The organism is Bradyrhizobium sp. 137 (assembly GCF_023074095.1).
Taxonomy (GTDB): domain Bacteria; phylum Pseudomonadota; class Alphaproteobacteria; order Rhizobiales; family Xanthobacteraceae; genus Bradyrhizobium.
In genome coordinates, this window is sequence record NZ_JADPKU010000061.1 from 59,555 (window position 1) to 73,842 (window position 14,288).

Annotated in this window: 10 protein-coding genes and 1 pseudogene; 7 read left to right on the forward strand and 4 right to left on the reverse strand. The window is 65.2% G+C overall.

Annotation, left to right across the window (positions count from 1 at the left end):
• Positions 1-4: 4 nt before the first annotated feature.
• Positions 5-2,419 carry a phosphoketolase family protein gene (locus IVA78_RS18430; protein WP_247418011.1) on the reverse strand — a complete coding sequence of 805 codons (2,415 nt, stop codon included), beginning with the start codon at positions 2,417-2,419 and terminating at the stop codon, positions 5-7.
• Positions 2,420-2,628: 209 nt separating this feature from the next.
• Between IVA78_RS18430 and IVA78_RS18435 the strand changes: the two genes are divergently transcribed.
• The 4 genes and pseudogenes from IVA78_RS18435 to IVA78_RS18450 all read left to right on the forward strand — a co-directional run bounded on the left by IVA78_RS18435 (position 2,629) and on the right by IVA78_RS18450 (position 6,907).
• On the forward strand, positions 2,629-3,801 hold the full coding sequence (locus IVA78_RS18435) for a PA0069 family radical SAM protein (protein ID WP_247466888.1): 1,173 nt from the start codon (positions 2,629-2,631) through the stop codon (positions 3,799-3,801).
• Positions 3,802-3,824: 23 nt separating this feature from the next.
• Entirely contained in the window at positions 3,825-4,280 is a 456-nt protein-coding gene (locus IVA78_RS18440; RefSeq protein ID WP_247279652.1) for a VOC family protein, read from the forward strand.
• 41 nt (positions 4,281-4,321) lie between these two features.
• Positions 4,322-5,255, forward strand: a pseudogene (locus IVA78_RS18445) (ribonuclease HII).
• Between the two features lie 143 nt (positions 5,256-5,398).
• A complete protein-coding gene (locus IVA78_RS18450; RefSeq protein WP_247466891.1) occupies positions 5,399-6,907 on the forward strand; it encodes a glycosyltransferase family 39 protein in 1,509 nt (502 codons plus the stop codon).
• A 41-nt stretch (positions 6,908-6,948) separates the two neighbouring features.
• Here IVA78_RS18450 and IVA78_RS18455 read toward each other — a convergent pair whose 3' ends face one another.
• Positions 6,949-7,758 carry a uracil-DNA glycosylase gene (locus IVA78_RS18455; RefSeq protein WP_247279655.1) on the reverse strand — a complete coding sequence of 270 codons (810 nt, stop codon included), beginning with the start codon at positions 7,756-7,758 and terminating at the stop codon, positions 6,949-6,951.
• 135 nt (positions 7,759-7,893) lie between these two features.
• On the opposite strand from IVA78_RS18455, the gene IVA78_RS18460 reads away from it, so the two are divergent.
• From IVA78_RS18460 to IVA78_RS18470, 3 genes are all read left to right on the forward strand, one after another.
• Positions 7,894-9,555, forward strand: a complete 1,662-nt coding sequence (locus tag IVA78_RS18460) for an electron transfer flavoprotein-ubiquinone oxidoreductase (protein WP_247279656.1) — start codon at positions 7,894-7,896, stop codon at positions 9,553-9,555.
• 324 nt (positions 9,556-9,879) lie between these two features.
• Complete coding sequence (locus tag IVA78_RS18465) at positions 9,880-11,676, forward strand: tetratricopeptide repeat protein (RefSeq protein ID WP_247279657.1); 1,797 nt, start codon at positions 9,880-9,882, stop codon at positions 11,674-11,676.
• Between the two features lie 86 nt (positions 11,677-11,762).
• A complete protein-coding gene (locus IVA78_RS18470) occupies positions 11,763-12,647 on the forward strand; it encodes a 4-(cytidine 5'-diphospho)-2-C-methyl-D-erythritol kinase (RefSeq protein ID WP_247279658.1) in 885 nt (294 codons plus the stop codon).
• 103 nt (positions 12,648-12,750) lie between these two features.
• Here the strand turns inward: IVA78_RS18470 and IVA78_RS18475 are convergent, their stop codons facing one another.
• Both IVA78_RS18475 and IVA78_RS18480 read right to left on the reverse strand, forming a co-directional pair.
• Positions 12,751-13,629, reverse strand: a complete 879-nt coding sequence (locus IVA78_RS18475) for an alpha/beta hydrolase (RefSeq protein ID WP_247279659.1) — start codon at positions 13,627-13,629, stop codon at positions 12,751-12,753.
• Positions 13,622-14,254 carry a LysE family translocator gene (locus IVA78_RS18480; protein ID WP_247279660.1) on the reverse strand — a complete coding sequence of 211 codons (633 nt, stop codon included), beginning with the start codon at positions 14,252-14,254 and terminating at the stop codon, positions 13,622-13,624. The genes IVA78_RS18475 and IVA78_RS18480 overlap by 8 nt, the downstream gene beginning before the upstream one ends.
• Between the last annotated feature and the right edge of the window lie 34 nt (positions 14,255-14,288).

The window sequence follows — 14,288 nt, forward strand, 5'->3', positions numbered from 1 at the left end:
GGCTTCAGTCGCCGGCTTCGGCTGGCGTGTTGCCGCCGGCGCTGTTCGGCCAGACCCACTCGCGGACCTCAGGCATGTCCTCGCCATGCTCGCGGACGTAGCGGGAATGTTCGATCAGCTTGTCGCGGAACTGTTGCTTGACCTGCGCAGCCCTGGTCGCAAGCCCCGGCACGCGCTCGATCGCCTCGATCGCGAGATGGTAGCGGTCGAGCCCGTTGAGCACGACCATGTCGAACGGCGTCGTCGTGGTGCCTTCCTCGGCAAATCCGCGCACATGCATGCCGGTATGATTGGTGCGGTTATAAGTCAGCCGGTGAATGAGATAAGGATAGCCGTGATAGGCGAAGATCACCGGCTTGTCCGATGTGAACAGGCTGTCGAAGTCGCGGTCGGAGAGGCCGTGCGGATGCTGCGCCCGAGGTTGCAGCGTCATGAGGTCGACGACGTTGACGACGCGGATCTTCAATTCGGGCAGCGCCTTGCGCAGCAGGTCGACGGCGGCGAGCGTCTCCAGTGTCGGCACGTCGCCGGCGCAGGCCATCACGACGTCGGGCTCTGCGTTTGCCTCCTCCGTGCCCGCCCAGGTCCAGATGCCGATGCCGGCGTCGCAATGCGTAGCCGCCTCCTGCATCGACAGCCATTGCGGCGCCGGCTGCTTGCCCGCGACGATGACGTTGATGCGGTTGTAGGTGCGCAGGCAATGATCGACGATCCACAACAGCGTGTTGGTATCAGGCGGGAAATAGATGCGGACGATGTCAGCCTTCTTGTTGGCGACGAGATCGACGAAACCAGGATCCTGATGGCTGAAGCCGTTGTGGTCCTGGCGCCAGACATGCGAGGTCAAGAGATAGTTGAGCGAGGCGATCGGGCGGCGCCATGGCAGATCGCGCGTCACCTTCAGCCATTTGGCGTGCTGGTTGAACATGGAATCGACGATGTGGATGAAGGCCTCGTAGCAGGAGAAGAAGCCGTGCCTGCCGGTGAGCAGATAGCCTTCGAGCCAGCCTTGACAGAGATGCTCGCTCAGGACCTCCATGACGCGGCCGTCCTGCGCGAGATGCACGTCGTAAGATTCGGTTGGCTCCATCCAGACGCGTTCGGTTGCCTCGAACACCGCGTCTAACCGGTTTGATGCCGTCTCGTCCGGGCCCATGATGCGGAAATTGCGCGCCTCGGCGTTGAGGCGAACGACGTCGCGCAGGAATTTGCCGAGCTCGCGTGTGGCTTCCGCCACGACACCGCCGGGCTGCGGTACCTCGACAGCGAAGCTGCGGAAGTCCGGCAGCTTCAGCTCCTTCTTCAACAGTCCGCCATTGGCATGCGGATTGGTCCCCATTCGCCGCTGGCCTTCGGGCGCGAGCGCCTGAAGCTCGGGAATCAGCGCCCCGCTGGGGTCGAACAACTTGTCCGGCTCATAGCTGCGCATCCAGTCTTCGAGCACCTTCAGATGCGCCGGATTCTCGCGGCAACTCGCAACGGGCACCTGATGCGCGCGCCAAAAACCTTCGACCTTCTTGCCGTCAACCTCCTTCGGGCCGGTCCAGCCCTTGGGGCTGCGCAGCACGATCATCGGCCAGCGCGGTCGCTCGACGCTTTTGCGCCCATCGCGGGCGTGCTGCTGGATCGAGCGGATGCTGACGAGCGCGACGTCGAGCGCATCCGCCATGGCCTGGTGCATCAATTTGGGATCGTCGCCTTCGACGAACAGCGGCTCATGGCCGAGCCCGCGGAAGAGGTCGCGGATCTCTTCGTTGCGCATCCGCCCGAGCACGGTGGGGTTGGCGATCTTGTAGCCGTTGAGGTGCAGGATCGGCAGCACCGCGCCGTCATGGGCCGGGTTCAAGAACTTGTTCGAGTGCCACGACGCCGCCAGCGGGCCGGTTTCGGCCTCGCCGTCGCCGACGACGCAGGCGACGATGAGGTCGGGATTGTCGAATGCCGCGCCATAGGCGTGCACCAGCGCATAGCCGAGCTCGCCGCCCTCGTGGATCGAGCCCGGCGTTTCCGGCGCCGCGTGGCTCGGAATGCCGCCGGGGAAGGAGAACTGCCTGAACAGCTTGCGCAATCCCTCAGTATCGCGCGCGATGTCGGGATAGATCTCGCTGTAGCTGCCTTCCAGATAGGTGTTGGCAACCATGCCCGGGCCGCCATGGCCGGGACCGCAGACGTAGATCACGTTGAGGTCGAGCGCACGGATGACGCGGTTGAGGTGAGCATAGATGAAGTTCAGGCCGGGCGTCGTGCCCCAATGGCCGAGCAGGCGCGGCTTGATGTGCTCGGGCCGTAGCGGTTCGCGCAACAGCGGATTGTCGAGGAGATAGATTTGCCCGACCGAGAGATAGTTGGCGGCACGCCAGTAGCGATCGAGGAGATCGAGTTCGCTGCTCGCGGCGCGCAATTGTCGTTGATTTGTCATGTTCTTGCCGACCTTCACCCAGCGATCGTCATCAACATTGTTCCGGCGCGATTGATCCCTTCGCCATGAAACGGGATCGCCGCCCCGCCGGTGTTGCGTGAGGTCAAGGGCGCGCGCCCGAAGTTTGGGCAGCGCTACTGTGCATGGGGTTGTTTCCGCGTTTTTGCTCTTGTTCTTGATTTGTTCTGGGCGCGTGCTATGTTGGGTTCATGAGTCGAGCATCTTCTCGTGCCCTCAAGCACCCGCCAACGGCGCCCTCCGAGCCGGCGGGTGCGCCTTCTGATTTTCCTGTCGATTTTCCCGAGCTTGGCGTCGCCATCGATCGCGCACGCAGGCGAGGGCGGGGCGTCCAGTCCAACGCCAGCGGCCGTTACGAGGCCGAGGCCCGCGTCGCCTTCGACGATGGCTGGCAGAGCCTGGAGGAACTGCCGCCGTTCAAGACCACGGTCGGGATCGACACCTCACGCAAGGTGATCACCCGCAACGATTCCCCCGACATCGGTTTCGACCGCTCGATCAACCCCTATCGCGGCTGCGAGCACGGCTGCGTCTATTGCTTCGCGCGGCCGACGCACGCCTATCTCGGCCTGTCTCCCGGGCTCGACTTCGAGTCCAAACTGTTTGCCAAGCCCGAGGCGGCGGCGCTGCTCGAGAAGGAACTCGCTGCCAGCGGCTACGAGCCGCGGATGATCGCGATCGGCACCAACACCGATCCCTATCAGCCGATCGAGCGCGAGCGAAAGATCATGCGAGGCATCCTAGAGGTGCTGGAGCGCGCCGGGCATCCCGTCGGCATCGTCACCAAATCGGTCCTGGTGGTGCGCGATATCGACATTCTCGCGCGGATGGCCAAGCGCAACCTCGCCAAGGTCGCGATCTCCGTCACCTCGCTCGATCCGAGGCTCGCGCGCACCATGGAGCCGCGGGCGGCGACGCCGCCGAAGCGACTGGAAGCGCTCAAGCAGCTCTCGGAGGCGGGCATTCCGACCACCGTGATGGTCGCGCCCGTGATCCCCGCGCTGAACGATTCCGAGATCGAGCGCATTCTTGATGCCGCAGCCCATGCCGGCGTCAAGGAAGCCTCCTACGTGCTGCTGCGGCTGCCGCTCGAGGTCCGCGATCTGTTTCGCGAATGGCTGATGGCGAACTATCCAGACCGCTACCGCCACGTCTTCACGCTGATCCGCGACATGCGCGGCGGCCGCGACTACGATGCGAAATGGGGCGAGCGGATGAAGGGGACCGGCCCGATGGCCTGGACCATCGGCCGTCGCTTCGAGATCGCCTGCGACAGGCTCGGCCTCAACAAGCGGCGCTCCAAGCTGACCACCGATCACTTCGCGCGGCCGAAGCGGAACGGCGATCAGCTCAGCCTGTTCTGATCGCGAAGTGGACGAGGCGTAACATGAGTGAGGAAACCACCGTGCCGGTGCCGCGGCTGACCGTAGTCACGCTCGGTGTCAGCAACATCCGCGCCAGCATTGCCTTTTACGAGGCGCTCGGTTTCTCGCGCCTGCTCAAGGCGACCGGTGAGGCGGTCGCATTCTACGACACCGGTGGTCCGGTGCTCGCCTTGTATCCCTGGGATCAGCTCGCCGCCGACGCCGGGTTGCCGGACAATCCAAGACCGCCGGCATTTCGCGGGATGACGCTCGCCTGGAACTGCCGGACGCGCGAGGAGGTCGATACGGTGCTGGCTTTCGCTGTCGACAAGGGTGCAGCGCTGCTGAAAGCGGCGCACGAGACTGATTACGGCGGCTATTCCGGCTATTTCACCGATCCCGATGGCCATCCTTGGGAGGTCGTGGTCGCACCCGGGATCGAGGTGGGCGAGGACCGACGGGTGCATTTGGCGGAATAGGGCGGCTCACCTGAATAACGGGAATTGTCTCGGGTTCCAGGTTGCGCTGGCGAAGCCGCTTGCGCACGATCCCCACCATGATTCGGGACAAGTCCGCCAAGAAGCTGGCCAAAGACACGCCAAAAAAAAGACGGTGCGAAGAAGGCTGCGCCTGCCAACACGTTGGAAGGCAAGCCGCCGCAAGCCAAGTCGTCGGAAACTAAGGCGTCGGAGGTTCAGGCTTTAACCGGCAAAAGCGCCGGCCGGAAAGGCATCATTGCCGTGGCCCCGCCGAGCTTCCGTCGTGAGCGCGCGCTGATCAAGCGCGGCGTCTGGCCGGTCGCAGGCTGCGACGAGGCCGGTCGCGGACCGCTCGCCGGCCCCGTGGTGGCGGCGGCCGTGATCCTCGATCCCGACCGCATTCCCCGTGGCATCGATGATTCCAAGCGCCTGACCGCCGAAGAGCGCGAAAAACTGTTCGACAAGATCTGCGCCACCGCGCAGGTCTCGGTCGCCGTGGCTTCGCCCGCGCGGATCGACCGCGACAACATCCTGCGTGCTTCGCTATGGGCGCTGAAGCGCGCGGTGGTGGCGCTGCCCGAGGCGCCGCGCCACGTCTTCGTCGACGGCCGCGACCGGCTCGATACGGAATGCGACTGCGAGGCCGTGATCGGCGGTGACGGCATCGTGCTGTCAATCGCGGCCGCCTCCATCGTTGCCAAGGTGACGCGGGACCGGCTGATGTGCGCGCTGGCGCAGGACTGCCCCGGCTACGGCTTCGAGCAGCACAAGGGCTACGCTGTCCCCGAGCATCTCGACGCCCTGGATCGCCTCGGCCCCTCCATCCACCACCGCAGCTTCTTCGCCCCCGTCGCCGCCGCCCGCGCCAAGCACATGCCCTGGACCGTCGAGCCGGCGCAGGATCTGTTCTCTGTCGCGGAGGTCGAGGTGCAGGTGGAAGCCCAAATCGAGATCGACGCGTCTGCGAATCTCTAGGTGTTTCCTCCGCAGCCTCCCCCATCCGTCAAGCCCGGCATGACGACTTGCGGCGGTTGCCACGACGCGCAGCGCCCTTTATCAAAACAGGTGTGAGCGAACAGGGCCGGCTGGACGGGTTGGCTGCATCTTTCGGACGTTGCATGCGGTTTACCTCGCTGGTCATCGAGCTCATTCGCGCCCGGCCGCGGCTGATCGTGTGGATCGCCGTGCTGCTCCAGGCGGCGATGTGGCTGTTCGTGGCGCTGGTGTTCTACCGCAGCCCGCCCGGCAGTCTGGCGACGCTGCTGGCCTTCGGCCGCGAGTACCAGGTCGGCACCGATCTCGGCCCGCCGCTGCCTGTCTGGCTCGCCGACATGGCCTATCGCGCCGCCGGCGGTCACATGTTCGGCGTGTATGTCCTCGCTGAGCTCTGCGAGATCGCGACCTTCATCGCGCTCTTTCATCTGTCTCGTGCCGTCGTCGGCTCACAGCAGGCGGTGCTCGCCGTGCTGCTGACCGTGACCGTGCTAGCCTTCTCCTCGTCCGCGCTCGACTTCGGACCCTTGGTGCTGGCACGGCCGCTCTGGGCGCTGCTGCTGCTGCACTCCTGGCAGATCATCGGCCAGCGCCGCGGCAATGCCTGGTTCGTCTGGTCGATCGAGGCCGGCCTGTTGTTGCTCACGACGCCCGCCGCGATCTTCCTCCTCCTCCTGATCGTCGTCTTCGCGATCTCGACGGCGGGAGGCCGCAGGACGCTGCGCGGGCTCGATCCGCTATTCGCGCTGATCGTCGTCGCCGTGCTGGCGCTGCCCTATGCGATTTGGCTGATGCGCGCCGAGACATTGACGATGCCGGTCTTGCCGCAAGTTTCGGAGCTCAACGCCCGCGTCCTGCACGCAGCCTGGCTGCTCGGCGGGCTCGCGCTTGGGGCGGCGGCGATTCCGGCGCTGACCTTCCTGAATACCGGGATGTTCGCCGGCAAGGGCGAGGAGCCGCCGATCATCTATCGCCCGCCGGTCGAGCCGCTCGCGAGCAACTTCGTCTATTTCTTCGCGCTGGCGCCGCCACTCGGCGCGGTGCTGATCTCCGGCCTGCTCGGGCTCGAATCCGTCGTCGGCGGCGCCGCCGTCATGCTGGTCATGTCCGGGCTTGCCGTGGTGGCCGCCGCAGGGGATCTCATCGCGATGCGCCGCGCGCGGATGCTGCGCATGGTCTGGGCCGCCGCAATCATCGCGCCCGCCATCGGCGTCGTGCTCGCCGTCCTGATCATGCCTTGGACCGGCACCGGCGAGATCGCGACCTCGATGCCGGCGCGCGCGATCTCGGATTTCTTCGACGAGAGCTTCGCCCGCCGCACCAATCATCGCCTGCGCGCGGTCGCCGGCGAGACCCAGCTTGCGAGCCTGATCGCGCTGCATTCCGGCCGGCCGCATCTCTTCATCGATGCCGATCCTGCGCGCACGCCGTGGATGAATCAGGCCAAGTTCAGCGAGACCGGCGGCGTCGTGGTCTGGCGCGCCTCCGACACCGCCGGCACCCCGCCGCCGGAGATCCTCAAACGATTTCCCAACATCGTCCCGGAAGTCCCGCGCGCCTTCGAATGGCTGGTAACCGGCCGCCAGCAGCTTTTGCGCATCGGCTGGGCCATCGTGCGGCCGAAGGGGACGTAGCGCTCTCTCCGTTGCAATGACGAAGGAGAGTGTCCCGTCCCTCACGACCCCGCCAGCACCTTCGCAACCGCGCGCAGATCCTGCCAAGCCAGCCGCTTGTAGGACGGCGAGCGCAGCAGGTACGCCGGGTGAAATGTCGGCAGCGCGCGGATGGTGCGCTGGCCGGTGTCGTAGTCGAACCAGCGGCCGCGGGTGCGCATGATGCCTTCGCGCGTTCCGAGCAGCGTCTGCGTCGAGGGATTGCCGAGCGTCACCAGCACATCCGGATTGACCAGTTCGATCTGACGCTGGATGAAGGGCAGGCAGATCTGCGTCTCCTGCGGCGTCGGCGTCCGATTGCCGGGCGGCCGCCAGGGAATGACGTTGGCGATATAGGCGGTGGTGCGGTTGAGCCCGATCGCGCCGATCATGAGATCGAGCAGCTTGCCGCTGCGCCCGACGAAGGGCAGTCCCTCGATGTCCTCGTCGCGCCCGGGCGCCTCACCGACGAACATGATGCGCGCCTTAGGATTGCCGTCGGCGAACACCAGCCGCGTCGCGGTGTGCTTCAGCGCGCAGCCCTCGAAGCTCTGCATCAGTTCGCGCAGTGCATCCAGCGTCGGCGCCGTGCGCGCGGCCTCGCGTGCCGAAGCAATCGCGACGTCGGGGGCAAGGGCTGCCTCGCCGCGCATTAGCGTCGGCGCGGCGACCGGCCGCGATGGCTCGACCGGCGGTGCCACGGGCGGAGCCGGTGGCGGGGCTTCTAATTCCGCCAGGCGGTCGATCGGTTCCTCGGCGAGCGCGCAGTCGACACCGGCCTCCAGATAGAAGGCGAGAAGCTCGCGGATGGTGGGTGCGGGTTCGGGGATCATGGGAAAGTCTGACTTTTATATCAGCTTGGGCGGTCTTGCACCCCGGCGAAACGTATTTCCGAGGTTGTCCTACCCGGAAAAATCGGAAACAAGAGGGCGCAATCGACCAAGGACCGTCTCAAGGGCTGAGATCAGATGAGCACCGAAGAACTCCCTCCTCGCGAATCCATGGAATTCGACGTCGTCATCGTCGGCGCCGGCCCCTCGGGCCTGTCGGCTGCGATCCGGCTGAAGCAGCTCAACGCCGATCTCAACGTCGTCGTGGTGGAGAAGGGCTCCGAGGTCGGCGCGCACATTCTCTCCGGCGCCGTGATCGACCCGGCCGGGCTCGACAAGCTCGTTCCGGACTGGCGCGAGGATTCCGACTGCCCGCTGAAAACCCAGGTGAAGGACGACCGCTTCTACTGGATGACGGCCGGCGGCGCGATCAAGCTGCCGAACTTCATGATGCCGCCGCTGATGGACAATCATCATTGCTACATCGGCTCGCTCGGCAATGTCTGCCGCTGGCTGGCGCGCAAGGCCGAGGCGCTCGGCGTCGAAATCTATCCGGGCTTTGCGGCGGCCGAAGTGCTCTATGACGAGGAGGCCAAGGTTAAGGGCATCGCCACCGGCGACATGGGCATCGGCCGGGACGGCAAGCCGAAGGACTCCTTCACCCGCGGCATGGAATTGCTCGGCAAGTACACGCTGTTCGCCGAAGGCGCGCGCGGCAGCCTGACCAAGCAGCTCATCAACAAATTCGCACTCGACGCCAAGGCCGAACCGCCCAAGTTCGGCATCGGGCTCAAGGAGGTCTGGCAGATCGATCCCGCCAAGCACCAGAAGGGCTTGATCCAGCATTCCTTCGGCTGGCCGCTCGATATGAAGACCGGCGGTGGCTCATTCCTCTATCATTACGACGACAATCTCGTCGCCGTCGGCTTCGTCGTACATTTGAATTACGACGATCCCTATCTGTCCCCATTCGACGAATTCCAGCGCTTCAAGACCCATCCCTCGATCCGCGGCACTTTCGAAGGCGCCAAGCGGCTCGCTTACGGGGCGCGCGCCATCACCGAGGGCGGCTACCAGTCGGTGCCGAAGCTGAGCTTCCCCGGCGGCGCGCTGATCGGCTGCGCGGCCGGTTTCGTCAACGTGCCGCGCATCAAGGGTGTGCACAATGCGATGGGCACCGGCATGCTCGCCGCCGAGCACGTCGCTGCGGCGATCGCCGCCGAGCGCGCCAATGACGAGCTCGTGGAATACGAGAACGCCTGGCGTTCCTCGTCGGTCGGCAAGGATTTGTTCCTGGTCCGCAACGTCAAGCCGCTGTGGTCGAAGTTCGGCACCGTGCTCGGCGTCGCGCTGGGCGGCTTCGACATGTGGTGCAACACGCTGTTCGGGGCCTCGCTGTTCGGCACGCAATCGCATCTCAAGCATGACCGCGCCACGCTCGATCCGGCCAAGCAGCATGCACCGAAGAACTATCCGAAGCCGGATGGCAAGATCACCTTCGACAAGCTGTCCTCGGTGTTCTTGTCCAACACCAATCACGAGGAGGACCAGCCGGTCCATCTCAAGGTCGCTGACATGAACCTCCAGAAGACCTCGGAGCACGACGTGTTCGCCGGTCCCTCGAGCCGCTATTGCCCGGCCGGCGTCTATGAGTGGATTGAGGAGGGGTCTGGCCCGCGTTTCCAGATCAATGCCCAGAATTGCGTCCACTGCAAAACCTGCGACGTGAAGGACCCCAACGGCAACATTACCTGGGTTCCCCCGGAAGGCGGTGGCGGCCCGAATTACGAGGCAATGTAAGCCGGGATCACGTATCCAGGCCCGATGTGGCCGGGGTTACGCCACCCCGGCAATGTGACGCACGTTCGCGTGAGACCGGGGGCCGCCGGAGCGGCTGGCGGCCACGATAAGGCCATAGTAGCGGCGTCTTGGGGCGCTGTTGGCGGATTCACTTGGCCGCGTTGGGACGTGCGGCGGGGATCGCCGGTCCGAATCCTTGCGGCGAGGCGCCAAAAGCGGCATTGTCTGGCCTGACGGTTCCGGGTCCCGATGCCACCGGCCGCGTTCGCATGCGATACGGCCTCTGCTGCAAACCCAGGCACTACCAACTCAAGGCGAGCCCTGATGTTTTCAAATCGTTTCAACCGCTGGACTGCTGCCGCCATCGCCTTCATGGGCACCGCGATCATGGCGGTCCCCGGCGCGGTCCTGGCGCAGACGCCGGATCACCCGGAGAACACGGCGGCGCAGTTTCCGACCCGGAACGATCTGAAGTCGCTCACCGGCGCCGGCAGCTATCTCGCCGCCCGCCACGCCAGCGTCGAGCGCGACGCGACCTCGGCCGCGGCGTTCTACCGCTCGGCCCTGCGCACCGATCCGAAGAACAACGAACTGCTCGACCGTGCCTTCATCTCCTCGGTCGCCGACGGCGACATCGACGAGGCGGTCAAACTCGCCGAGCGCATCCTCACCATCGACAAGACCAACCGCGTCGCGCGGCTCGTCGTCGGCGTTCACGATCTCAAGCTGAAGAAGTACGCGGCGGCGCAAACCAACATCAACCAGTCGATCCGAGGTCCGATCACTGATCTCGTCGCCACGCTGTTGTCGGGCTGGGCCGCCTATGGTGCGGGCGATGCCAAGGGCGGTGTCGCCACCATCGACAAGCTGGCCGGTCCGGAATGGTATCCGCTGTTCAAGGATCTGCACGCCGGCATGATCCTCGAGCTCTCCGGCAAGGAGAAGGACGCCGGCACCCGCTTCGAGCGCGCCTACAAGCTCGACGATTCCATGCTGCGCATCACCGAGGCCTATGCGCGCTGGCTGTCGCGCAACAAGGATTCCGCCGCGGCGACTACCGTCTACCAGGCTTTCGACAAGAAGCTCGCCCGTCATCCGCTGATCTTGGAAGGCCTGCGCGAGACCAAGGCGGGCAAGAAGATGCCGCCGCTCGTCGATTCCGCGCAAGCCGGCGCCGCCGAAGCGCTCTACGGCATCGGCGCCACGCTGACCCGCCGCGGCGGCGAGGATCTGGCGCTGGTCTATCTCCAGCTCTCGCTCTACCTCCAGCCCAGCCATCCGCTGGCGCTGCTCTCGCTCGCCGACCTCTATGAATCGGTGAAGCGGCCGCAGATGGCGATCAAGGTCTATGAGCGCGTGCCCTCGTCCTCGCCGCTCAAGCGCAACGCGCAGATCCAGCTCGCCATCGACCTTGATTCCGCCGACCGCACCGACGAGGCGATCAAGATCCTCAAGGGCGTCACGTCGGAGGATTCCAAGGACCTCGAAGCCATCATGGCGCTCGGCAATATCGAGCGTGGCCGCAAGCGGTTCGGCGACTGCGGCGCGACCTATTCGCAAGGGATCGAGGTGCTGCCGCCCGGCAACGACAAGGCCAACAGCGTCTGGTATTACTATCGCGGCATCTGCGAGGAGCGCTCCAAGCAGTGGGCCAAGGCCGAAGCCGACATGAAGAAGGCGCTAGAGCTCCAGCCCGACCAGCCGCACGTCCTCAACTATCTCGGCTATTCCTGGATTGACCAGGGCGTGAATCTCGACGAAGGCATGAAGATGATCAAGCGCGCCGTCGAGCAGCGTCCCGACGACGGCTATATCGTGGACTCCCTCGGCTGGGCCTATTACCGCATCGGCAATTACGAGGAGGCGGTGAAGAACCTCGAACGCGCGATCGATCTCAAGCCCGAGGATCCCACCATCAACGATCACCTCGGCGACGCCTACTGGCGCGTCGGCCGCACGCTGGAAGCAAAATTCCAGTGGTCGCATGCGCGCGATCTCAAGCCCGAGCCGGAAGAACTGCCGAAGATCGAGGCCAAGATCGCCAACGGTCTGCCGGACGACAATTCGAACTCTTCGGCGGCGCAGGCCGAGAAGAAGAAGGACGACGGCAAGGGCGGCTGAGCTGAGCGCGTGATCCGGAAATCGTGTAGCGCTTTTTCGGCAAGATCATGTGAAGGAAAGACGTAGGTTCTGGGGGCGTGTCGCCGATGTCGGCGTTGATTGAACTGGGGCGGGCGAAGGTCAATCTGAGCCTTCGCGTCGTCGGCCGTCGTGCCGACGGCTATCATGATCTCGAAAGCGTGGTTGCGTTTGCCGACTGCGCCGACCGGCTGACGCTGGAGCCCGGCGGCGAGTTGAAGCTCACAACCACCGGACCGCTGGCCACAGCCTGCGGCGATAACGCCGACAATCTCGTGCTCAAGGCCGCCAAGCTTCTGGCTGAGGCCGTACCGGGCCTGAAGCTGGGCGCCTTCGTGCTCGACAAGGTGCTCCCCGTCGCGGCCGGCATCGGCGGTGGCTCGGCGGATGCCGCGGCGGCGCTTCGGCTCTTGGCCCGTCTCAACGATTTGTCGCTCGATGATCCCCGTCTCCAGAACGTCGCGCTCGCAACTGGCGCCGACGTGCCGGTGTGCCTGCTCTCGCGGGCCTGCGACATGACCGGAGTCGGCGAGCAACTGCTGCCGCTCGCGCTGCCGAACATGCCCTGCGTCATGGTCAATCCGCGGGTGCCGGTCGCGACCAAGGACGTGTTCCAGGCGCTGGGCCTGCGCAATGGCGAGCTCCTGGTCGGCGTCACCGACGTCATCCGCGCTCCGGCCTGGCCGGAGGAGGGGGCCTCGATCGCTGACTGGGTCGACGTTCTCGAAACTGTCCCCAACGACCTCGAAGCGCCCGCAATGCGCATCGAGCCGGTGATCGGCAAGGTCCTGCAAGCCTTGCGTGCCTCTGCCGGCGTCAAGCTCGCCCGCATGTCCGGCTCCGGCGCGACGTGCTTTGCGATCTACGGCGCGCCCACCGACGCCCATGCCGCCGCCGAAAGGATCCGGCGCGATCATCCCGGCTGGTGGGTGCATGCGGGGACGTTGAGCTAGTATTTCCGCGGAGACGCTGCGCAGCCCGGATGAGCGATGCGATCCGGGATTCTTTCTTGCCGCGCCCTGCATGTCGTTGCGCTCATGAAGGCTACGTTGTGAGCTAATCCGCACTTTGCTTGTCGAGCCCGAGAAACCGCCGGATCTTAGCCAGCACCTCTTGCGGCTTGTCATGCTGCAGCCAGTGTCCCGCCCCGGCGATGGTCTCGACGCGCGCGTTCTGGAAATACCTCTCCAGGCCCGCTGCCTTTGCGCCGACCAGAAAACTTTCGCCGGCATTGAGCAGCAGCGTCGGGCAGGCGATGCGCGCCCAGAGTTCGACGTGGTCGTCTGGCCAGAGCCGGTGCGGCGCACTGGCGCGCTGGTAGGGATCGAACTTCCAGCTATAGGTGCCGTCCTCGTTCTGCCGCGCGCCATGGGTGGCGAGATGCAGCGCGAGGTCGCGGGACAGCCGCTTGTTGTGAAGCATCATCTGCGCGGCTGCGGCCTCGAGCGTCGAATAGCGGCGCGGCGTGCGGTCGTGCAGCTTGTCGAGCTGCGCCACCCATTTGCCGATGCGCTCATGCACCGGCGGCTTCGGCGTGTCCGGCAACATGGTCACGCCGTCAAGGACGACGAGCTTGGAGACCAGCTCGGGGAATGAGCCCGAAAAGATCAGACTGACCATGCCGCCCATCGAATGGCCGATGAGCGTCACCTGCGGCGCAGCAATGATGCGGACAAGCTGGGCAAGATCGTAGACATATTCCGTCAGCGCGTAGCTGCCGCCTCGGGTCCAATCGGAATCGCCGTGTCCGCGCAGGTCGGGTGCGAGCACGTGGAAATGCGGCTGCAGCGATCGAGCGATGACGTCCCAGCTCCGGCAATGATCGCGGCCGCCGTGAACCAGGACGGCGGTGGGCGCGTTTTCGTTGCCCCAATCGGCAAAATGTAGCCGGAGGCCGTGCGATTCATAGAACCGGCTTTGCGGGGCGCTAGCCATTTGCCGGCCGCCGGGCCAGCGCGAGCGACAGGCCGAGGCCGGCGATGAAGACGCCCGAGCCCTGCGTGAGGCGCCGCATCAGATGCGGCCGTCCGATCAGCTGCTTGCGCGTCGCTGCTGCCATCAGCACCACCACCGCATCGGCGAGCGTGTTCAGCGTCACCGAGATTGCGCCGAGGAGGACGAATTGCAGCGCGGGGTTCGATCCCGCGGGATCGAGGAACTGCGGAATGAAGGTGAGGAAGAACGCGGCGGTCTTCGGGTTCAGCGCCTCCACCAGCACGCCGTCGCGAAAGGCGCGATTGTCGCCGATGGGCTCGCTCTCGAGAGACGGTGCCCGGCCGGCGCTGCGAAAAGTCTTGATACCGAGCCAGACCAGATAGAGCGCGCCGATAAATTTCACTGCGGCGAACAGTTCGGCGCTGGCCAGGATGATCGCGGAGATGCCGAGGCTGCCCGCCACCACATGAACCAGTCCGCCCAGCGCCGTGCCCGCAGTCGATGCGAAACCGCTGACGCGTCCCTCCGATAATGTCCGTGCCGCGACATAGAAGATGCCGGGGCCGGGAACGGCGGCAATGAGACAAGCTGCCACCAGGAACAGCCAGAAATTCGTCGTGATCATTGTGTTTTGGTAGCGAAGCCTGACGCGATTGCAA